Consider the following 20,722-nt stretch of genomic DNA (forward strand, 5'->3'; position numbering starts at 1 on the left):
GGGGCTGCACCCGCGGACCGGATCGCGGTCCGCGGGCGGGGGACTTGTGCGTCAGGCGCTGCGGTAGAGCTTCGTCATCACGAATTCCCGGTGGCCGAGGGACTCGGCCGCCGTGAGCCGGCCGTTGGCGGTGCGCACCACCATGTCGATCAGCGCGTCGCCGGCCTGCGGGATCGTCATCTCACGGGTGAGCACACCCGAGACGTCGACGTCGATATGCTCGCCCATGGTCCGCACGGTCCGGGGATTGCCGGTGATCTTGATCACCGGGACGATCGGGTTGCCGATGACGTTGCCCTGGCCGGTCGGGAAGGTGTGCACCACGTAGCCGGCCGCCGCCATCAGGGTGACGCACTCGGCTGCCGCCGAGGACGTGTCCATGAAGTACAGGCCGGGCCCCTTGGCGGGCGCCTCCGCGGGCTGCAGCGCGTCGATGAAGCGGCACTCGTGGCCGATCTTCTCGAGGTTGCCGAGCGCCTTCTCCTCGATCGTGGTGAGGCCGCCCGCGATGTTGCCCTTGGTCGGCTGCGAGTCCGAGAGATCGTCGGTCTTGTGGGCCTCGATCACGTCGTCCTGGTAGGCCTTCCACATCGTGTACCACTTGTCGGAGACTTCCGGGCTGATCGCCCGCTCGCGACAGAGGTGCTCCGCGCCGGTGATCTCCGAGGTCTCGCCGAACACCCCGTAGATCCCGTGCGGGATCAGCTTGTCGTACATGTTGCCGACGGTGGGGCAGGAGGCGAGGCCGGTGGTGGTGTCGGACTCGCCGCACTTGGTCGAGACCCAGAGGTCGGCGATCGGGCATTCCTCGCGCTGGAGCTCGGTGGCCCACTGCACGAAGCGCTTGGCCTGGTAGCTCGCCTTGGCGACGATCGCGATGTCGCCGTGGCCCTCGATGCCGAAGCCGACGACCGGCTTGCCGGTCCTGGCGATGCCCTCGACCACGCGGTTGGTCCACTGGTCCTCGATGCCGATCACCACGACGGCGGCGACGTTCGGGTTCGAGCCGATGCCGATCAGGGTGCGGAAGTGGAGGTCCAGATCCTCGCCGAACTGGAGCCGCCCGTAGGCGTGGGGCAGCGCCATCGTGCCCTTCACATTGTTGGCGACCGCCTCGCAGGCGGCGTTGGACAGGTCGTCCAGCGGCAGGAGCACGACGTGGTTGCGCACGCCGACCCGGCCGTTCTCCCGGCGCCAGCCCATGAAGGTGGCGGAGGTGTAGTTCTCCGAGGCGCGCCCGGTCGCGAGCGCCTTGGTGGCGAACTGATCGGGCGCACCGCCGACGAAGGGGGTGGCGATCTCGTGTTCGAGCTGAGCGGCTTCCTTGAACATCGTCACCTCACCAGCGCTTCGTCTTGACGTTGTGGACGTGGACGTGCTCGCCCTTGGCGACGTCCTTGATGACCTTGCCGATGTCCTGGCCGTACTTGATCGCCGTGTCGCCGGCCTTCAGGTCGGTGAGCGCGACCTTGTGGCCGATCGGGATGTCGTGGCGGACATGGACCTCGAAGGTGCTGTCGTTCTCGGTGACCACCCCGAAGGCGTCGGTGCTCGCGCTCAGGCCCTCGATCACCGCGACGGCGACGTTGTCCTGGGGGGAATGGGCGAGAAGATGCGGCTTGCGGCGCCCTTCGCGATGCCCTTCGCCGGACGCGGCGTGGCTGCTCATGCGGTCCTCCTGATCTGCGTCGTCGGCTTCTCGGCGGCGACTGGTCTTATATAAGACCAATGAGATGGCCGGCGTCAACGGGTGATCGCGGGGTGCGGGTGATTTCACTGGTTCGGGGACGGCACCGAGCGCCTTCATCGTCCTCTGTGGCGATGGGAGGTCGCGGGCCGGATCCGGATGGGCAGCCCTGTCGCGCCGCAGAGGCATGCGCCTTGCCCAGTCGGACCGGTCTTATATAAGATACATGGAAATAGAGCCCGCCCCGGCGGGACGCGGGCCGGGAGGACGAGAATGGCGGGTGCGCGCGCGGATGGCATCGGCCGGGCCGGGCGCCCCCGGTGAACGAGACGCTCCTCCTCGTCCTCTGCGTCGGCTGCGCCGGCGTGATCTCGGGCCTGACGGGCTTCGCCTTCGCGCTGATCGCCTCCGGCACGCTGCTGTCGATCCGCACGCCCGTGGAGGCGACCGCCCTGGTCCTCGTCTGCAGCATCCTCTCGCAGGTGATCTCGATCCTGCGCCTGCGGACCTGGCCGCCGCGGGGCACCGCCTTCGCGATGATCCTGCCGGGCCTCGTCGGCGCGCCGATCGGCATCCACCTGCTGCACGATCTCGATCCGCGCTTCATCAAGGTCGCGATCGGCGCCTTCCTGGTCCTCTACAGCGGCGGCGTCGCCCTGCTGCGCGCCGATTACCGGGTCGGCTTCGGCAATCGCTGGAGCGACGGCGCGATCGGCTTCCTCGGCGGCGTGCTGGGGGGCATCGCGGGCCTGTCCGGCGCCCTGCCGACGGCCTGGAGCCTCGTGCGCGGCTGGGATCCGCGCACCCAGCGGGCGGTCTACCAGTCCTTCACCCTGGTGATGCAGGTCTGGGCCCTGACGATCCTCCTCTATCTCGATCCGCTGCCGCCCGAACTCGTCGGCGACCTCGCCCTGGCGCTGCCGGTGGTGCTGGTGAGCGTGCTCGCCGGGCTCTCGCTGTTCGCCCGGATCGACCAGCGCCGCTTCCGCACGCTCGTCCTCGCGCTGCTCGCCGCGATCGGCCTGACCACGACGGCCCTGGCGCTGCCCGGCCTGCTCCAGAACTGAGCGCGGCCGGTGGGGCGTCAGCTGCCCGCCTTGTCGTGGACGCCCGCGAAGAACAGGTCCTTCCAGCTCTCCGGCCGGCGACGGATCGTGCCGGTGCGGGCCATGAAGTCGGCGACCTTTCCGACCGCCCGGGGCGTCGCCGTGAAGGAGACCTGCGGGTCCTTCAGGATCTCGGTGATCAGCCCGACATCGCTCCCGTCCCGGGCGAGCCGCACGTAGGCGCGCGCCGCCTCCGACGGATCGGCCGTGATCGCGGCGAGCGCCTCGTCCAGGGCGGCGCCGAAGGCCGCGACGACCCGCGGGTTGGCGCCCGCGAAGGCCGAGGACGCCCAGACGACGTTGAAGGTCGAGGGTTCGCCCAGCACGTCGAAGCTGTTCAGCACCGTCCGGATGCCGGGCCGGCGCAGCTCCAGCTCCTGGATCGGCGCGGCGGTGAAGTGGGCTGTCACCTCGCTGCCCCCGAGGAGCGCCGCCATGCCGTCGGGATGGGAGAGGGTGACGGTGAGCCGGTCGAGGTCGGTGCGGCGGCCTGCGCCGAGCTCCTTCTCGGCAGCCATCTGCAGGAACATCGCCTGGACCGAGACCTTCACGGCGGGGAGCGCGATCTTGTCCCGGTCGGTGAAGTCGGCGAGCCGGTGCACCTTCGGATTGCTGGTGTTCATCAGGAGCGGCATGCTGTTCATCGCCGCCACGCCCTTCACCGCCATGGCGGTGCCCTCGGTCTTCGACCAGAGCAGCACGAGGGGCGGCACGCCGCCGGCCGCGAACTGGATCGTCCCGGAGAGCAGGGCGTCGTTCATCGCCGCCCCACCCGCGAGGGTGAGGTAGCGCGCCTGGAGCCCCGCCACGCCGCGGGCGGCCGCGGCCTTCTGGAGCAGGCCCTGCTCCTCCATCAGCATCAGCGGCAGGTGGCCGAGGCTCGGCTGGCGGGCGATCGCCACCGCGCCGACCTCGTCGGCCCGCCCCGGGACGGGACTCGCCAGGAGCGCCGCGGCCCCCGCCAGAACGTCGCGTCTGCGCATGATTCCCCTCCATGAGCCCAAGGTCCGCGACCGTCGCGCCGGCGCACGTGGCGGGCGCGACCTGCCCCCTCTCCCGAGCGGGAGAGGGTTGGGGTGAGGGATGAGAAGGTTCAGGATTAAGCCCGCCCTCGAACCGCCTACGGGGCGCGCCTCGTCCGGATAGGTCTCATCCCTCACCCTGTCCCTCTCCCGCCCGGGAGAGGGGACCCGCGCCTCATTCGGCAAGACGGCGTCGCCGTCATGTATCGTGCTCGCCCCCTCAGCCGGGGCGGCGGATCACCGGCGCCGCCACGCTCGCGATCATCACGTTGATGCAGGCTGGCAGGCCGCTGGCCTGGGCCGCCTCCAGCGCCGCCGGAAGTTCGGCCGCCTCGGTCACCAGCGCCCCGAAGCCGCCGAGGGCCTGGACGACCGCGTCGTAGCGGGTCGGGAGCAGGTCGCAGTGGCGCGTCCGCTCGGGGCCGTAGCTGCGCAGCTGGATCTGGTGCTCGGCGTTCCAGCGCGCGTCGTTGCCGACCACCGCGATGAACGGGATCCGGTAGCGCGCGGCGGTGTCGAACTCGGCCATGTGGAAGCCGAAGGTGCCGTCGCCCAGCACCGCGACCACCGGGGCGCCGGGCCGCTCCAGTGCGGCGGCTATCGCGAAGGGGATCGACGCGCCGATCGTGCCCGAGACGCCGTTGATCAGCCGGCGCCCGCCGCGGACCAGGGCCTGGGGCCATTGCCCGATCTCGCCGCCGTCGCAGATCAGCGTGCCGTCGGGGTGGCGTTCCAGGAAGGCGTCGACCGCCCGGCACAGCTCCACCGGGTGCAGGCGCTGACCCGTCCCGTGGAAATCCGCCCAGGCGGGCGGCCGGTAGGCGAGGGCGGCCCGCGCCTCCCGGTGCCAGGCGTCCCGGCGGGGGAGGGCGGTGGCGCACGCGGTCAGCGCCGCCAGCACCGGCCGCGGATCGGCGAGCCCCGAGACCGCGAGGCGGTCGGCCGGCGCGCGGGCCAGCAGCGCCGGATCGGGATCGACGACGGCGAAGCGGCAGTCGGGCGCGAGGGCGGGCGCCGCGCCGAAGCGCAGGGTGAAGTCGAGCGGCTTGCCGAGGAGCACGAGGAGATCGGTCCGCGCCAGGACCTCGGCGAAGGCGCCGAGCGCCGGATCGTTGACCCCGCGCGGGCTCTCCATGCCGACGACCGGAAGGCCGAGGGTTTCCTCAAGCGTTGCCATGGCAGCCCGGCCGGAGGCGTCGCACAGCGCCGGGCCGCAGGCGATCAGCGGCCGTTCCGCCCCCGCGAGAGCGGCGAGGAGGTCGGCCACGAGATCCGGCGCCGGCTCGGCGGACCGGATGGCGGCCGCTGCGCGGTCCGGGATCCGCACCGAGGCGGCGGGGACGGCCGCCTCCAGCAGGTCGACCGGCAGGCTGAGATGGACCGGGCCGGGCCGCCCCTCCCGGGCGATCCGGAAGGCCCGGGCGAGGTCCGGCCCGAGGGCGGCGACCGACCCGGCGGTCCAGGCAGCCTTGGTCATCGGCCGGGCGATGTCGGCCTGGGCCAGTTCCTGGAAGGCGCCGCGCCCGAGCTCCGACAGGCCCGCATGGCCCGAGAGCAGCAGCACGGGCGACTCGGCCGCGAGCGCCGTGGTGAGCGCCGCCGCGCCGTTGGTGTGGCCCTGCCCACCGGTCACCAGGGCGACGCCGACCTCGCCGGTCAGCCGGCCCCAGGCGTCGGCCATGTGGACGCAGGCCGCCTCCTGGCGGGTGTGGACGAGGCCGATCCCGGTCTCCAGCAGGGCGTCGAAGACCGGCATGATGTGGTTGCCCGACAGGGTGAAGATCCGGGTGACGCCGAGCGCCTCCAAGGTCCGGGCCACGATGTCGGCGCCGCGCAGGGTCTGCATGGACGGGCTCTCCTCAGGCGGCGGCGTCGAGGAGCGAGCCGCCGGGCCGCACATGCGTGAAGTGCACCGGCTCCATCGCGAGGTCGAGCGCCCCGCCGCGCTGGCGCACCACGGTGAAGTGCGAGGTCGCGAGGTCCGAGGCCTCCGGGAAATCCTCGCGGAAATGGGCGCCGCGGCTGTCGGTGCGGGCGAGCGCCGCCCGGGCGACCGCCTGCGAGACCAGCACGAGGTTCTCGAGGTTCAGCCGGTCCATCCAGGTGAGCGCGTAGCGGCGGTCGCCGTCCGGCGCGCCGGCCCGGGCGACCGCGTCGGAGAGCCCGTCGAGGGTGGCGAGCGCCCGGGTCAGCCCGGCCGCGTCCCGCAGGATGCCGACATCGGCCCACATCGTCTCGTAGAGCGCCTCGCGGATCTCCGGCAGCGACTCCGCCGGCCGGCCGAGCGGGCCGTAGGCGCGGGCGAGGCCCGCCTCGATGGCGGCGGGATCCGGCTCGGCGAGGCGGCCCTCGCGCGTCACGGCCCGCGCCATGGACTGGCCGGCCAGCCCCCCGAACACCGTGGAGTTCGCGACGCCGTTGCCACCCAGACGGTTCGCCCCGTGGACGCCGCCGGTATCCTCGCCGGCAGCGTAAATGCGCGGCAGCGCGGTGGTGCAATCGACCGCGAACTGGAGGCCGCCCATCATGTAGTGGGCCGTGGGGATGACCTCGACGAGCCCGCCCGCGAGGTCGAAGCCGCAATCGGCGCAGCGCTCGACCATGCCCTTGAACCGGCGGCGCACGTCCTCGGGGCCGAGATGGCTCATCTGGATGTGGACGCCCCCGCTCGGCGTGGCGAAGCCCTCGCGCAGCCGCCGCATGATCGAGCGGCTGACCACGTCCCGGGTCGCGCGCTCGGCCCGCGGGTCGTAGGCCTCCATGAAGCGCTGGCCGGTGGAGTCGAGGAGCCAGCCGCCGGCCCCGCGCAGGCCCTCCTCCAGCACCGTCCCGGTCATGCGGGTGCCGGCGCCGGCGAGCAGCCCGGTCGGGTGGAACTGCACCATCTCCATGTCGCGCAACGGCAGCCCGGCGCGCAGAGCCATGGCGAGCCCGTCGCAGGACTTGTCGCCGGACGGCGTGTGGTACTTGTACATGGTCGGCCCGCCGCCGGTGGCGAGCAGCACGGCCTTCGCCCGCACCAGCTTCGGCTCGCCGGTGCGCATGTCGAGCATCAGCACGCCCGCCAGCCCCGATTCGTCCCGGGCCGGGATCAGCTCCAGGGCGCGGTGGTCCTCCAGGCGGCGCACGTCCCGGCGCCAGACCTGCTCGGACAGGCGGTTGATGATCTCGATGCCGGTGAGGTCGCCCTTGTGCACCGTCCGGTCGAAGGTCTGGCCGGCGAAGGCCTTCTGGTGGACGCTGCCGTCCGGGTTGCGGTCGAAGAAGCAGCCGAGCTCGGTCTCCAGCTCGCGGATCCGCACCTGCGCCTCGGTGACGAGCGTCCAGGCGAGTCCCTGGTCGTTCAGCCACTTGCCGCCCTCGATCGTGTCCATGAAGTGCCGCTCGACCGAGTCGCCCGGCGCCAGCGCCACGTTGTAGCCGCCCTGGACCATGCGGGTGCAGCCGCATTTCCCCAGCAGACCCTTCACCGCGACGGTGACGTCGAGGTCCGGCGCGACCTTCTTGGCGTGGAGCGCCGCGAACAGCCCGGCCCCGCCGGAGCCGAGGATCAGGATGTCGGTCTCGACCTGTTCGGGGCTCATCGGGCGTCCTCGAGGGAGGCGATGACGGCGTCGCGCCGGGCGGCCACGTCGCGCTGCACGTCGGCGAAGAGCGAGCCGCCGTGCGAATCCATGCCGACCAGCAGCGGCCCGAAATCGCGGATCGCGAACTGCCACAGGCTCTCGGGATGGAGATCGTCGAGGTCGACGTCCACGATGGTCTCGATCCAGGTGGTCTCCAGCGCCGCCGCGCCGCCGACGATTGCCAGGTAGGCGCCGCCGCGCCGCGCGAAGGCGTCGAGGGTCGCCGGCCCCATGCCGCCCTTGCCGACGATGAGGCGCACGCCCTCGCGCTCCATCAGCGCGTCGGTGAAGCGCTCCATGCGCATCGACGTGGTGGTGCCGATGCAGAACGGCGCGAAGCCGACCGGCGCCGCGTTGGAGACCGGGACGCGGTGGACGTTCGGCGCGGTGTGGATCACCGCGTGGCCGTCGAGGTCGAGCCGGGTGCGGCGGTCCCGGTCGAACATGTGGATCAGGGTCGCGTCGCGGATGCCGAACAGCCAGCGCCGCAGGGTGACGGTGTCGCCGATCCGGAGCGCCCGGATCTCGGCCTCAGTGGCCGGCATGTCGAGGACGTGGTGGGCCACGGTCTGCTCCTCAATCGAACGCGATGCCGCCGGGCGTGAGCGTCGCGCGGGCGCGGCGGGCCGAGTGGCACTGGATGTTCACGGCGACCGGGTTCTGGGTGATGTGGGTCGCGGCGAGCTCGACATGGACGGCGAAGCTCGTCGACCGGCCCCCGAGCCCCTGCGGGCCGATGCCGAGCTCGTTCACGGCCCGCGACAGCTCGGCCTCGATCCGGGCGCCTTCGGGATCGGCGCAGACTGAGCGCAGCGGCCGGGTCGCCGCCACCTTGGCGAGGTGCATGCACAGGTCGGAGGTGCCGCCGAGCCCGACGCCCACGATGGTCGGCGGGCAGACCCGGCCGCCGAGCTCGATCACCCGGTCGATGACGAAGCGCTTGGCCGCGCCGATCCCGTCCGAGGGCAGCAGCATCTGCAGGAACGAGCCGTTCTCGGAGCCCGAGCCCTTCGGGATCATCTCCACCGCCACGGTCTCGGGCCGATCGTCGAAGTCGACGTGGATGATCGGCACGCGGATGCCGCAGGAGGTCTGCTCGTTCCTGCGGGTGATCGGGTGGACCACCGAGGAGCGCAGGGAGAAGTCCTTGGTCGCCCGCTCGCAGCCGCGCCGGATCGCGGCCTTGAGCGCAGCGCCGTCGAAGCGCACGTCGGCGCCGATCACGACGTTGTAGATCGGGATGCCGGTATCCTGGCAGAGGATATTCTTCGTGCGCTCCGCGACCGCGACGTTCTCCACCATCGTGTCGAGGATGGCGCGGCCGGTGGCGCTGGTCTCGGCCCGCTGCAGGTCGGCGAAGCCCGCCTTGATGTCGGGGGGCAGGATCTTCAGGGCGCGGACGTAGAGGTCGCGGCAGACGGCCTCGAATTCGCGGATGTCGAGATCCATGGCGGGTCTCCGCTGGTGACGGTCGGGGGATCAGGCCCCGCTCAGGAGGAACAGCAGGCCGACCGCGAAGGCGGCCGCGAGACAGCCCGCCACGACGCGGGCATTGCGCTCGCGGAAGCGCAGCCACTCGATGGCGAGCACGCGCAACCCCAGCGCCATGTGGACGGCGAGCGCGCAGACGAGGCCCCATTCGGCCGTGCGGACGAGGCCGTTATGGGTGAGGCCGAGGAAGCTCTCCAGCCGGTCGGCACCCTGGAGCGCGGTGCCGAGCGCGATGAAGTGCATCGGCAGGAACAGCGCCAGGGCGATCCCCGAGAGCCGGTGGATCAGCGCGGCGGCGAAGCCGGGCCGGCGCAGGGACGCGCGGGTGATGCCGGCCCGCCCGGCCGTGCCCGGGGCGGTCCTCATGCCGCGTACACCGCGAGTGCCGCCCGCAGGCCCAGCCCGGCGAGCAGGGCCGAGAGGGCGATCATGGCGACGTCGAGGGAGCGGCCGCGCCAGCCGGTCCACTCGCGCAGGACGCTGCGCAGGCCGATCGGCGCGTGGATCGCGGCGGCCAGGACGAAGACCGCGTAGAACAGCAGGAAGGCGAGGTTGCCCTGCGTCCGGCCCAGGATCTCGCCGGCCGTGAGCCCGCCGCGCACCGCGTAGAGGATCGTGCCGAGATGGACCGCGACCGTGACCGCCAGGATCGCCGCGGTGCCGCGCTGGGCGAGGTACAGGAGCGGGCTCATCCGCGCCTCCAGAACCGGCGCAGCGCCGCCTTGCCGGTCTCGCGCTTGAGGCCCGCGATCGAGAAGGTCGGGCTCAGGCCTTTCGGGCAATGCTCGGTGCAGCTCATGTGGCTGTGGCAGGAGTGGCAGCCGGCATCGCCCGCCACCGCGGCGAGCCGATCCCGGTCGCGGTCGCGCACGTCGTTGACCAGCGTCCAGGCCCGGTTGAGGGCCGCCGGCCCGAGATAGTCGGGGTTCCACGTCACCAGATCGCAGGCGGCGTAGCAGACGCCGCAATTGATGCACTCGATGCCGGCATCGACCTCCCGGCGCGCGGCGGATTCCGGTTCCACGACCGCGAAATCCTCGGGCGGGTTCTCGCCCGGCTCGAAGAAGCCGTGGGCCCGGCGCCACTTCTCGAAGAAGGGCTCCATGTCGACCGCGAGGTCCTTCACCACCGGCAGGTTGCGCAGGGGCTCCAGCAGAAGCTCTCCGTCGGGCGCCACGGCGGCGACCCGGGTGCGGCAGGTCCAGCGCGGGCGCCCGTTCACCGTCATGCCGCAGGAGCCGCACATGCCGACCCGGCAGGCGAACCGGTAGGCGAGGGTCGGGTCCTGGTCGCGCTGGATCTCGGTGACGACGTCGAGCACCGTCTGGTTGGCCCGGCGCGGCACCGCGTAGTCCGCGACGGTCTCGCCGCGCCGGACATGCACCCGCAGCGTCTCGCCTGCGTCCGGGTCGACGGCCGCGTGGCCGACGGGAGCCGTCACCGGTTGGCCTCCTTCGGGGCGCCGGCAGCGGTCGGATCGGGGAAGAACAGCTCGCTCTCGCTGTCGGCCTTGGCCGAGACCAGCCCGGCCCGGTTCATGTACGCGAGGTAGGCGAGCATCCGCTCGGGCTTGGTGGTCCAGGCGTTCTGCGGCGCGCGGATGATGGCCACGGCCTCCTCGGGCGAGATCTTCGCCCCCTCGGCCTTGATCCACAGGGCGGCGGCCCGGGCCGGGTCGTCGCGGATCAGCGCGAGGCTCTCCTCCAGCGCCGCCCGGAAGGCCGCCGTGACCTTGGGGTTCTCGGTGACGAAGCGGCTGGTCGCCCAGACGAGGTTGAAGGTGTGGGGGCCGCCCATCACGTCGTAGCTGTCGAGCACCTTGCGGGCGCGCGGGTCCTTCAGTTCCATCTCCTGGAAGGGCGGAGAGCCGAAATGGGCGGTGATCTCGGAGCGGCCGCCCATCATGGCGGTCTGCGCGTCCGGATGCCCCATCGAGACGGTGAGCGGGTCGAGCTTGGCCTGCTGGCCCGGCCCGAAGGCCTTCTCGGCGGCCATCTGCAGGGTGATGGCCTGGATCGAGGTCTTGGCGGTCGGCAGGGCGATCTTGTCCTGGGGTCCGAAATCCGTGATCGCCTTCACCGCCGGGTTGATGGTGACCAGCCAGAGCGGCATCGCGTTCAGCGCCGCCACGCCCTTGACCTTGAGATTGCCCTGCGTCCGGCCCCAGATCGTCAGGAACGGGCCGACGCCGCCGGAGGCGAGGTCGAGGTTGCCGGAGAGCAGGGCCTCGTTCATCCCCGAGCCGCCGGTGAAGCGCAGCCACTCGGCCTTGACGTCGAGCCCGCGCTGCTTGGCCTGCTTCTCGAGCAGGCCCTCCTCCTCCATCACGGTGAGCGGCAGGTAGGAGATCCCGAACTGCTTGGCGAGCCGCACGGTCGAGACCTCGGCCCGGGCGGCGCCGAGCGCCCCCCATAGGACCGCGACCGTCCCGACGAGCCGGATGATGCTCCGTGCCGTCATGGCGCTCCTCACCTGTCCGCGCGCCGATCTTGCGAAGTCCGCGACCTCGTCGGCGTCGGATCGAGGATACGCCCCCGAGAAGGTCTGTCAATATTCATGTGTCATATATATGACCTGAGTACCGAGCCCCCGGTGGCTGCACCGAGACGCCCCGTGCGCGAGGGGACCGGCGGCGGATGGGCGGAGTGCGACCGGCTCTCGCGGACGCTCTCGTCGGGATGATCGTCGACTTGGCACGCGTCAGAGTCGGCCCTTGTCTCGGGCTACCCGCCCCGCTGCGGGCGTCGGCGCAGATTTAAGGTCATTTATAAGACTTACGCGCAGGCGCGCCGCTGCCGGCCGCCGCGACGTTGCTCACGCGAGGGCCGGCCGGAACGCGGCCCGCGGCCGGCACCGCGCAACCCGACCCGCGGCGGAAGCCGGATCCGCCCGCGTCAGTCTTCCAGTGGCCGAAGCCCGCTCGATGCGGGCTCCGCCGCCACGGCGCAGGTATGGTCCTGCACGACCTCGCCGTTGGAGGCCTTGCCGAAGCGGCTGGTCACCAGACCGTCCAGGAGCACGAAGCCCGGCTTCGCGCCCGGAAACTCAGCGCCCACGACAGCCAGGGCGTGCTCGCCCATGGCCGAGCGCGCCCCGTCGTCGCGCGCCAGCAGGTCGAACGGGTCCGCGGTGCCGAGATCCTCGCCGAGCACGCGCATCGCCCTGTACGGGCGACCCACCAGCGGCTCCGCGAGAGGGGCCCAGCGATCCCCGATCGTGGGTGCGAGGCGGCGGAGGGTGTCGCGGACATCCTGGCGGACGCAGTCGATGTGGATGTGCAGCTGCCCCTGAGTCCGCCGCAGCCGCGAATTCACCGCGAGACTGACGTCCCGCCGGTCGAGCGGATGGCCGAGACGCTCCTCCACGAAGGTTCGGGCGCGCCACGCCTTTGCGAAGTAGTTCGTCGTGCCGGGCTGGAGGAGCACGGGGCTCTCGATGCCGGTGATGCGCGCCGTCGGGATCAGGAGGAACTGCGCCCGCCCGCGAAGGTCTTTGAGGATGGCGTATCCCTTCTCGACCCCGCCCTCCAGGTCGACCAGGCTGCACGGTGCGGGGCCCTGTCCGCGCAATGCGTGGGGGACGCACGCGCCGTGCACGATCGCCCACAGGGCTCCGCCCTTCCCGAGGAGGTTGGGCACGAGGGCGACGGCCAGCCAGACGACCGTCGCCGCGAGGACGAGCAGGATGCCCAGCGATCGCCGCGACAGCCCGGTCCTCGCGCGCCCCGTCGAGCCGCGCGGTGACACGGTGCCCGGCCGGCCGCGGACGGCGTCACGCACCTGACGGGTGAGCCCGACCGCGGCTCTGCGCAAATCCATGACGTGACCCGGTAGCCCGTTGCCGCGAAGCGCCGGGGCCGCCGACGCCGGAACCGTCTTACAGATCGCCCGCCGCCTGAGCGATCTCTGTCCCGCTACGGATGCAACGCCGGACGGAGCGTGCGGAACGCGGGCGCCGCCGTGGGGCCCGGCACCGGACGCGGTGACGCGGCCGCGCTTTTCGCGCTCCGGAACCCGCGCGGCCCCTTCTCGGACACCTATCCGATGGGCCATGCCTTGAGAGGCCTCGTCATCGGCGCCGGACTGGGACATGCCTGTCCGCACCCCGATGCCGTCGGCGGCCGCAACCGATCCGGCGGCGCTCCGCCGGGAACGCGGCGCGAACGACAGGGGTGGGACGACGCGCGCGAGGACCTGCTCGACGCGCGCTCCGGGAGCCGGGAGCCCGGCGACCGCTGAGACAGACCGGACGGCCGGGGCAACCCGGGCCGCCCACGCGAGGAGACGACCATGACCGACGAACCGCACGGCTTCGACCGCGGCCTGACCAACTACGGCGACCGCGACTTCGCCCGCTACCTGCGCCGCTCCTTCGCGCGCTCGATGGGCATCTCGGTCGGCCTGCTGAATAAGCCGGTGGTCGGCATCGCCATGACGCCGTCGGGCTTCAACAACTGCCACCGGGGCATGCCGGAGCTGGTGGAGGCGGTCTCCCGCGGCGTGCTGGCGGCCGGCGCCCTGCCGCGGCCGTTCCCGACCGTGTCGCTCGGCGAGGTTTTCCTCAACCCGACCAGCATGATGTACCGCAACCTCATGGCCATGGACACCGAGGAGATGATCGGCGCCCAGCCGATGGACGCGGTGGTGCTGATCGGCGGCTGCGACAAGACCGTGCCGGCCCAGCTCATGGGCGCGGCCTCCGCCGACCTGCCGGCGATCCAGCTCGTCACCGGCCCGATGTCGACCGGCCGCCACCGGGGCCAGCGGCTCGGCGCCTGCACGGATTGCCGGGGCTTCTGGGCCAAGTACCGGGCCGGCACCGTCGACGCCGAGGAGATCGCCGAGGTCGAGGGTCGGCTCTCCGTCACGGCCGGCACCTGCGCGGTGATGGGCACAGCCTCGACCATGGCGTGCATCGCCGAGGCGCTCGGCATGTCGCTGCCGGGCACCGCCGCGATCCCGGCGGTGCATTCCGACCGGCTGGTGGCCGCCGAGGAGACCGGCCGCGCGGCGGTGCGGCTGATCGAGACGCAGATCCGGCCCTCCCAGGTGATCACGCAGAAGTCGGTCGAGAACGCGATCCGCGTGCTGATGGCGGTGTCGGGCTCGACCAACGCCATCGTGCACCTCACCGCCATCGCCGGGCGGCTCGGCGTCCGGATCTCGCCCGAGCGCTTCAACCAGATCTCCGACGAGACGCCGGTGCTGGTCGACCTGAAGCCCGTGGGGCAGGGCTACATGGAGGATTTCCACGCCGCCGGCGGCATGGGCGCGCTCCTGCGCGAACTGCGCCCGCTCCTCCATCTCGACACCGTGGACGTGGAGGGCCGGACGCTCGCCGAGCGCCTGGACGAGCCGGAGTCCTGGGTCGACCGCGCGGTCATCCGCACCGCGGCGGATCCCGTGTCGCCGGTCGGCGGCCTGGTGGCCCTGTCCGGCAGCCTCGCGCCCGACGGGGCGATCTTCAAGCGCGCGGCGGCGACGCCCGACCTGTTCGAGTCGGAGGGCCGGGCGGTGGTGTTCACCGGCCTGGAGGACCTGTCGGCGCGCGTCGACGACCCCGCGCTCGACGTGGCGCCCGGCGACATCCTCGTCCTGCAGAATGCCGGCCCGCACGCGGCCGGCATGCCGGAGGCGGGCTACCTGCCGATCCCCAAGAAGCTGGCGCAGGCGGGCGTGAAGGACATGGTGCGCATCTCCGACGCGCGGATGTCGGGCACGGCCTTCGGGTCGATCGTCCTCCACGTGGCCCCGGAGGCCGCGGTGGGCGGACCGCTGGCCGCGGTGCGCGACGGCGACCGCATCCGCCTGTCGATCCGGGACAAGCGCGTCGATCTCCTGGTCGCGGAGGACGAGATCGCCCGCCGGCTCGCCGACCACCGGCCGCCGCCGGTTCCGGCCCGGGGCTACAAGGCGCTCTACCGGCGCAGCGTCACGCAGGCTCCGGAGGGTTGCGACTTCGACTTCCTCGCCAAGGCGGAGGGCTGACGGCCCGCGCCCTCCGTCCGGACGCGCCGGACGGCCGTGACGGACACCGTCGATCCGAAACCCGCGGCCCGCCCGACTGCGGGCCGCGCGCCGTCGCGGCATCCGGGGCCGTCGCATCGCCCGTCCCTGTCCCGGCGGTGAGGCGGCCCGAGCCGGGTGCCGCCTCGGACCGGCTCAGCCCGGGATCGTGGAGCGCGCCGCCTCGAGCAGTTCACCGGCCAGGGCCTCGTCGTCGACGCCCCGGGCCAGCACCACCGCCCCCACCATGGTCGACAGCGCGATCAGGGCGCGCTGCCGGCGGCGTTCCTTCGACGCTCTGGGCAGCCTGTCCGCGATGAGGGCGGCGAGTCCCTTGACCCCCTGGGTGAACCGCGCCCGCAGGGCGCTTCCGGGCGGCTCGCGCCCGACGTCGTTCACCAGCGCCGCGACGGGGCAGCCTCTCCCCGGCGTGCGGACATGCCCCAGAGAGAGGTAATTCTCGATGAAGGCGTCGAGGTTGGCCCGGTACTCGGCGCTGATCGCCGCGTCGAACGCCTCCGCGGCGAGGGCATCCTTGTTGGCGAACTGACCGTAGAAGCCGCCATGGGTCAGGCCCGCGGCCGCCATGATGTCGACGACGCCGATACCGTGCAGGCCGCGCTCCCGGAACAGGGCCGAGGCGACCTCGACCACGCGCTGGCGATTCAGCTTGGCTTGCTCCTGCGAGACCCTCGGCATCGTACCGTCCTCCGCTCCGCCTCCTCACATAGATGCGAGATGTCATTTATTGAAGGGACGGCGACCCGCGGATGCCCGAGGCCGGGCGGAGAGCGGCGTCGCGGTCGCGCCGCGGCGGCCGTTCAGGGCTGCCGACCGGCCCGCGCGAGGGGGCGAAGCGCGGGCCGGTCGACGCACCCCGCGCCCGGGACCCGAGCGCGCGATCGCGGGATGCCCCGAGCGGGGCATCGGTGGGGTGCGGCCGAGTCAGGGCTCGGCCGGCACCGGCACCGGTGCGGGGCCGGGTGCGGTCCGCGGCGCGCGCGCGTCCCGCGCCACCCGGAACCAGAGAGCGTAGAGCGCCGGCAGGAACAGCAGGGTCAGCAGGGTCCCGACGCCGACGCCGCCGATGAGCACGTAGGCCAGCGCCCCCCAGAACACCGAGTGGGTCAGCGGGACGAAGGCGAGCATCGCGGCGGCGGCCGTCAGGATCACCGGTCGGGCCCGCCGCACCGTCGACTCGACGATGGCCTCGTAGTCCGACAGGCCCGCCGCGCGGTCGTGGTGGATCTGGTCCACCAGGATCAGCGTGTTGCGCATCAGGATGCCGGACAGCGCGATCAGGCCGAGGATCGCGTTGAAGCCGAAGGGCTGGTGGAAGACGAGCAGCGTCGGGACCGCCCCGACGAGGCCGAGCGGCGCGGTCGCGAACACCATGACCATCGTGGTGAACGAGCGGACCTGCAGCATGATGACCGTCAGGGTCACGATCAGCATCAGCGGGAAGACCGTGACGAGCGCCTTCATCGCCTTCTCGCTCTCCTCCACCGAGCCGGCCGTGTCGATGCGGTAGCCGGGCGGCAGCCTCGCCTTGATGGCCGCGAGTTCGGGGACGATCTGCGCGTGGATGTCCGGCGGCTGCTTGCCGTCGATCACGTCGCCCTGCACGCGGATGTAGGTCTCGCGGTTGTAGCGCTTGAGCACCGCGTCCTCGTTGCGGCTCTCCAGGTGCGCGACCTGCGAGAGCGGCACCTGCCGCCCGTCCCGCGTGGCCAACGTCAGGTCGCCGATGTCGCCGAGCGAGCGGCGCTCGGGGCCGGGGCTGCGCAGGAGCACGTCCACGGAGCGCAGGTTCTCGCGGACCTGGGTCGCCGGCGTCCCGTTGAGGTAGCTCTGCAACTGCTGGCCGGCCTCCTTCGGCGTCAGGCCGATCAGGCGCAGGCGCTCCTGGTCGAGGGCGAGGTGCAGGGTCGGCGTCCTGTCGCCCCAGTCGAGATGGACGAGGCGCATGTTGGGGTTGGCCATCATCACGTCGCGCACCTCGGCGGCGATGCCCCGGATGACGGTGAGCTCGGGCCCGACCACCCGGAAGGCGACGGGGAAGCGCACCGGCGGCCCGAACACGATCTGCAGCACCCGCACCCGCGCCTCGGGGAAGCGGCCGTCGTCCACGAGCTTGCGCACCTTGCCGCGCAGCACGTCGCGGGTGTGGGAATCGGCGGTCTGGACGACGATCTGCGCGAAGGCGGGGTCCGGCAGCTCCGGGTCGAACGAGAGCACGAAGCGCGGCATGCCCTGGCCGATATAGCTCGTGATCTCGCCCGCCTCGGGCAGCGCGCGTACGGCCGCCTCGACCTTCCGGACGCTGGCCTCGGTGGTCGCGAAGGCGGACCCGGTCGGCAGCGTCACCTCGACGATGAGCTCGGAGCGCTCCGAGTTCGGGAAGAACTGCTTCTCGACCTTGCCCATGCCGACGACGGCCGCGGCGAACAGCGCCACGGTGATGCCTGCGGCCATCCACTTGTGGTCGACCGAGAGCCGCACGACCCGGCGCAGGCGCTGGTAGTTCCGCGTGGCGTAGATCGCGGCGTGGCCGCCCTCGACCGTCTCGATGTTCGGCAGGAGCTTGACGCCGAGGTAGGGCGTGAAGGTCACGGCCACGACCCACGAGACGATCAGCGAGAAGGCCACCACCCAGAAGATGTTGCCGGCATACTCGCCCGCCGTGGAGGCGGCGAAGCCCACCGGCAGGAAGCCCGCGATGGTGACGATCGTGCCGGTCAGCATCGGCGCGGCGGTGGCGCTCCAGGCATGGGTCGCCGCCGAGACCCGGTCGGCGCCCTCCTCCATGCGCACCACCATCATCTCGATGGCGATGATGGCGTCGTCGACGAGGAGGCCCAGTGAGATGATGAGCGCGCCGAGCGTGATGCGGTCGAAGTCGCGGCCGGTGATCATCATCACCACGAACACGGCCGAGAGGGTGAGCGGCACCGCCAGCGCCACCACGATGCCGACCCGGAAGCCGAGCGCCACGAGGCTGACGAAGATCACCACCGAGAGCGCGGTGAAGAACTTCACCATGAACTCGTGGATGGCGTCGTCGATCACCCTCGCCTGGTCGGTGATCTTCGTGAAGGTGATGCCGGTCGGGAGGTCGCGATGGATCGCGACCTCCTCGGCGTTCAGCGCCTCGCCCAGGCTGAGTCCGTTGAAGCCCGGCTTCATCACGAGGCCGAGCACCAGGGCCGGCGCGCCGTCGTTGCGGATCGCGAACGTCTTCGGGTCCTCGTAGCCGCGTTTCACCTCGGCGATGTCGCCGAGCTTGAGGCTGCGGTCGCCGGCCGCCACCGGCAGGTCGCGGATCGCGTCGAGGCCGTCGATGGCGCCGTCGAGGCGCAGGTAGACCCGCGGGCCGTCGGCCTCGACGAAGCCGGCCGGCGTCACGTCGTTCTGGTTGGCCAGCGCCGCCAGGAGCTGCTGGCCGGTGATGCCCAGGGTCGCGAGGCGCTGGTAGGACACCTCGACGAAGATCTTCTGCGCCTGCTCGCCGAGGATGTTGATCTTCTCGACGCCGGGCACGCGCAGCAGCCGCTGGCGCAGCTCCTCCGCGCGGAGCACGAGGTGCCGGTGCGGCAGCCCCTGGGCCTGGAGCGCGTAGAGGGCGAAGTAGACGTCCGAGAACTCGTCGTTGAACAGCGGCCCGAGCACGCCGCGCGGCAGGCCGGAGGCCTGGTCGGAGAGCTTCTTGCGCGCCTGGTAGAATTCCGACTGGAGCCGGGCCGGCGGCATGCTGTCCTTGAAGAAGACCTTCATCAGCATCAGGCCGGGGCGGACGGTCGTCTCGACGCGGTCGTAGTAAACGAGCTCCTGCAGCCGCTTCTCCAGCGGGTCGGCGACCTGCCGCTGCATCTCGTCGGTGGTCGCGCCGGGCCAGGCGGCCGAGACCGCCATGGTCTTGACCGTGAAGGTCGGGTCCTCGGCGCGCCCGAGCTTCTCGAAGGCGAAGATCCCGGCCGCGGTGACGGCGAGCAGGAGGAACAGCGTGACGGCGCGCTCGCGCACCGCCAGGGCCGAGAGGTTGAAGCCGGAGGCGTTCATCGACCGGCCTCCACGACGCTGGCGTCGGCCTGACGGACCTTCTCGCCCGCTCTCAGCAGATGGGCGCCGAGCGCGACGATCCGGTCACCGGGCGTCAGGCCCGAGGCGACTTCCGCGGTCTCCTCCGACAGGCGCGCGACGGTGACGGGCTGCGCCGCGACGGTCTGGGTCTCGGCGTCGTAGCGCCAGACGGCCGAGCCGCCGCCCTGGTCGAACAGGGCCCCCAGCGGCACGGACACCGAAGCCCGCGCCTGCCCCTGGGCAGGGATCAGCTGGAGCGTCACGGTCGCCCCGAGGGGCGCGGTCTCGCCCCCGCCCGACAGGATGTAGCGGGCGCGGTAGGTGCGGGTCGCCGGATCGGCCGTGGCCGACAATTCCCGGAGCTTGGCCGGGTAGGTCGTCTCGCCCTCGGCGTAGAGTGTCGCCGACGCCGTGCCCTTCGCGCGTTGCCGGCTCCCCTCCGGCAGGAACACCTCCGCCTCGCGCGCGCCGTCGCGGGCGAGCTTCACCACCGTCTGCCCGGCGGCGACGACTTGGCCCGGCTCGGTCGGCACCTCCATCACGACCCCGTCGGCATCGGCCTGGAGCTCGGAATAGCCGGCCTGGTTGGCGATCTGGCTCGCCTGCGCCTCGGCGTTGGCGAACTGGGCGATGGCCGCGTCGGCGGCCGCCTTGTTCTGGTCGTAGGTCTGCTTGGAGGTCCACCCGTCGCCGACGAGCTTGCGGCTGCGCTCCTCGTCGGCCCTGGCCTTGATCATCTGCGCGCGGGCCGCCTCGACCGAGGCGCGGGCCGCGTTGAGCGCCAGGGTGAAGTCGGTCCGGTCGAGCCGCATCAGGGGCTGGCCGAGGCGCACGTGGTCGCCCGGGTCGACGAGGCGCTCGAAGATCTTGCCGCCGACCCGGAAGCCGAGGTTGCTCTCGGTGCGCGCCCGGATCACGCCGGTGTAGCGCGCCACCGCCGCCGAGGCGGGCGCGACCGCGACGGTCTGCACCAGCGGCGGCTCCGGCGTGACGGCGGTCTCGGCCGGCGAGCATGCCGCGAGTGCCAAGCCGGCGAACCCGATCACCCATCGCGCGTCCATCACCGAGCCCCGTCGCAGCCGATCGCCCAAAATAATTATGACCATCATTTATTCTGGCGCGATACCGCCGTCAATGGCGGCCGCGCCCAGCGTCGACCGAGGCCTGACGCGCGTCGTCCCCTCCGGCTGCCGATCCGGCGGCCGTCCGATCCCCCTTGAAGAGAGCGGGGTCTGCCGGCATCTCACGATCATGCCCGATGTCGCGCTCGACGAAGCCAGCCTCGCCCGCTTTCTCGATGCCTTCTACGGGCGCGTGCGCGGCGATGCGCTGATCGGACCCGTCTTCGCGGCCGCGATCCCCGACCCGGACTGGCCCCGGCACATGGAGACCGTCCGGGCGTTCTGGTCCTCGGTCCTCTTCAAGTCAGGCCGCTACAAGGGCAACCCGTTCGGCAAGCATCTCGCGCTGGGCCGCCTCGAGCCCGAGCACTTCGCGCGGTGGCTCGACCTGTTCGGGGAGACGGCCTCCGCCCATTTCCCGCCCGAACCTGCCGCCCTCCTGATCGAGCGCGCGCACCGCATCGGCGACAGCCTGAAGGCGGGCCTGTTCTTCCGGCCAGACGTCTCGCCCGTCCCCGCGGCGGGATCGGCCGCGCCGTGACCCGCGGAGAAGGCGCACGCGTGAGACGCGCGCGGAGCCGCGA

Annotated in this window: 18 protein-coding genes; 3 read left to right on the plus strand and 15 right to left on the minus strand. The window is 72.1% G+C overall.

Annotated elements, in window-relative coordinates:
• Positions 1-51 precede the first annotated feature (51 nt).
• Both ACLBYG_RS23825 and ACLBYG_RS23830 read right to left on the minus strand, forming a co-directional pair.
• Complete coding sequence (locus tag ACLBYG_RS23825) at positions 52-1,332, minus strand: UxaA family hydrolase (RefSeq protein WP_447683115.1); 1,281 nt, start codon at positions 1,330-1,332, stop codon at positions 52-54.
• Between the two features lie 7 nt (positions 1,333-1,339).
• A complete protein-coding gene (locus ACLBYG_RS23830) occupies positions 1,340-1,669 on the minus strand; it encodes a UxaA family hydrolase (protein WP_447683116.1) in 330 nt (109 codons plus the stop codon).
• Positions 1,670-2,007: 338 nt separating this feature from the next.
• Here ACLBYG_RS23830 and ACLBYG_RS23835 point away from each other — a divergent pair, with 338 nt between their 5' ends.
• Entirely contained in the window at positions 2,008-2,754 is a 747-nt protein-coding gene (locus tag ACLBYG_RS23835) for a sulfite exporter TauE/SafE family protein (protein ID WP_056530594.1), read from the plus strand.
• A gap of 17 nt (positions 2,755-2,771) precedes the next feature.
• Here ACLBYG_RS23835 and ACLBYG_RS23840 read toward each other — a convergent pair whose 3' ends face one another.
• The 10 genes from ACLBYG_RS23840 to ACLBYG_RS23885 form a co-directional block, all read right to left on the minus strand.
• Positions 2,772-3,776 carry an ABC transporter substrate-binding protein gene (locus ACLBYG_RS23840; RefSeq protein ID WP_447683117.1) on the minus strand — a complete coding sequence of 335 codons (1,005 nt, stop codon included), beginning with the start codon at positions 3,774-3,776 and terminating at the stop codon, positions 2,772-2,774.
• Between the two features lie 259 nt (positions 3,777-4,035).
• Entirely contained in the window at positions 4,036-5,661 is a 1,626-nt protein-coding gene (locus ACLBYG_RS23845) for a thiamine pyrophosphate-binding protein (RefSeq protein ID WP_447683118.1), read from the minus strand.
• A gap of 13 nt (positions 5,662-5,674) precedes the next feature.
• The gene (locus ACLBYG_RS23850) at positions 5,675-7,399 is read right to left on the minus strand and encodes an L-aspartate oxidase (protein WP_447683119.1); all 1,725 of its coding nucleotides are present in this window, start codon (positions 7,397-7,399) and stop codon (positions 5,675-5,677) included.
• Positions 7,396-8,007 carry a fumarate hydratase C-terminal domain-containing protein gene (locus ACLBYG_RS23855; RefSeq protein WP_447683120.1) on the minus strand — a complete coding sequence of 204 codons (612 nt, stop codon included), beginning with the start codon at positions 8,005-8,007 and terminating at the stop codon, positions 7,396-7,398. Before ACLBYG_RS23855 ends, ACLBYG_RS23850 begins: the two co-directional genes overlap by 4 nt.
• Before the next feature lie 10 nt (positions 8,008-8,017).
• Positions 8,018-8,890 carry a fumarate hydratase gene (locus ACLBYG_RS23860; protein ID WP_447683121.1) on the minus strand — a complete coding sequence of 291 codons (873 nt, stop codon included), beginning with the start codon at positions 8,888-8,890 and terminating at the stop codon, positions 8,018-8,020.
• Between the two features lie 30 nt (positions 8,891-8,920).
• Entirely contained in the window at positions 8,921-9,298 is a 378-nt protein-coding gene (locus tag ACLBYG_RS23865; protein WP_091978503.1) for a succinate dehydrogenase, cytochrome b556 subunit, read from the minus strand.
• The gene (locus ACLBYG_RS23870) at positions 9,295-9,624 is read right to left on the minus strand and encodes a succinate dehydrogenase membrane anchor (protein WP_020094913.1); all 330 of its coding nucleotides are present in this window, start codon (positions 9,622-9,624) and stop codon (positions 9,295-9,297) included. The genes ACLBYG_RS23865 and ACLBYG_RS23870 overlap by 4 nt, the downstream gene beginning before the upstream one ends.
• Positions 9,621-10,373, minus strand: a complete 753-nt coding sequence (locus ACLBYG_RS23875) for a succinate dehydrogenase/fumarate reductase iron-sulfur subunit (RefSeq protein WP_447683122.1) — start codon at positions 10,371-10,373, stop codon at positions 9,621-9,623. The genes ACLBYG_RS23870 and ACLBYG_RS23875 overlap by 4 nt, the downstream gene beginning before the upstream one ends.
• On the minus strand, positions 10,370-11,392 hold the full coding sequence (locus ACLBYG_RS23880; protein ID WP_056530566.1) for an ABC transporter substrate-binding protein: 1,023 nt from the start codon (positions 11,390-11,392) through the stop codon (positions 10,370-10,372). The genes ACLBYG_RS23875 and ACLBYG_RS23880 overlap by 4 nt, the downstream gene beginning before the upstream one ends.
• Before the next feature lie 434 nt (positions 11,393-11,826).
• Complete coding sequence (locus ACLBYG_RS23885; RefSeq protein WP_447683123.1) at positions 11,827-12,750, minus strand: CDP-diacylglycerol diphosphatase; 924 nt, start codon at positions 12,748-12,750, stop codon at positions 11,827-11,829.
• Positions 12,751-13,221: 471 nt separating this feature from the next.
• Here ACLBYG_RS23885 and ACLBYG_RS23890 point away from each other — a divergent pair, with 471 nt between their 5' ends.
• Positions 13,222-14,919 carry an IlvD/Edd family dehydratase gene (locus tag ACLBYG_RS23890; RefSeq protein ID WP_447683124.1) on the plus strand — a complete coding sequence of 566 codons (1,698 nt, stop codon included), beginning with the start codon at positions 13,222-13,224 and terminating at the stop codon, positions 14,917-14,919.
• A gap of 174 nt (positions 14,920-15,093) precedes the next feature.
• On the opposite strand, the gene ACLBYG_RS23895 is transcribed toward ACLBYG_RS23890, so the two are convergent.
• From ACLBYG_RS23895 to ACLBYG_RS23905, 3 genes are all read right to left on the minus strand, one after another.
• Complete coding sequence (locus ACLBYG_RS23895; protein ID WP_447683125.1) at positions 15,094-15,636, minus strand: TetR family transcriptional regulator; 543 nt, start codon at positions 15,634-15,636, stop codon at positions 15,094-15,096.
• Positions 15,637-15,882: 246 nt separating this feature from the next.
• The gene (locus ACLBYG_RS23900) at positions 15,883-18,996 is read right to left on the minus strand and encodes an efflux RND transporter permease subunit (RefSeq protein WP_447683126.1); all 3,114 of its coding nucleotides are present in this window, start codon (positions 18,994-18,996) and stop codon (positions 15,883-15,885) included.
• Positions 18,993-20,078: an efflux RND transporter periplasmic adaptor subunit gene (locus ACLBYG_RS23905; RefSeq protein ID WP_091978509.1), complete on the minus strand. Its 1,086-nt coding sequence runs from the start codon at positions 20,076-20,078 to the stop codon at positions 18,993-18,995. Before ACLBYG_RS23905 ends, ACLBYG_RS23900 begins: the two co-directional genes overlap by 4 nt.
• Positions 20,079-20,268: 190 nt before the next feature.
• Here ACLBYG_RS23905 and ACLBYG_RS23910 point away from each other — a divergent pair, with 190 nt between their 5' ends.
• Positions 20,269-20,679: a group III truncated hemoglobin gene (locus ACLBYG_RS23910; protein ID WP_447683127.1), complete on the plus strand. Its 411-nt coding sequence runs from the start codon at positions 20,269-20,271 to the stop codon at positions 20,677-20,679.
• The last annotated feature ends 43 nt before the right edge of the window (positions 20,680-20,722 follow it).

The organism is Methylobacterium sp. D53M, assembly GCF_053345625.1.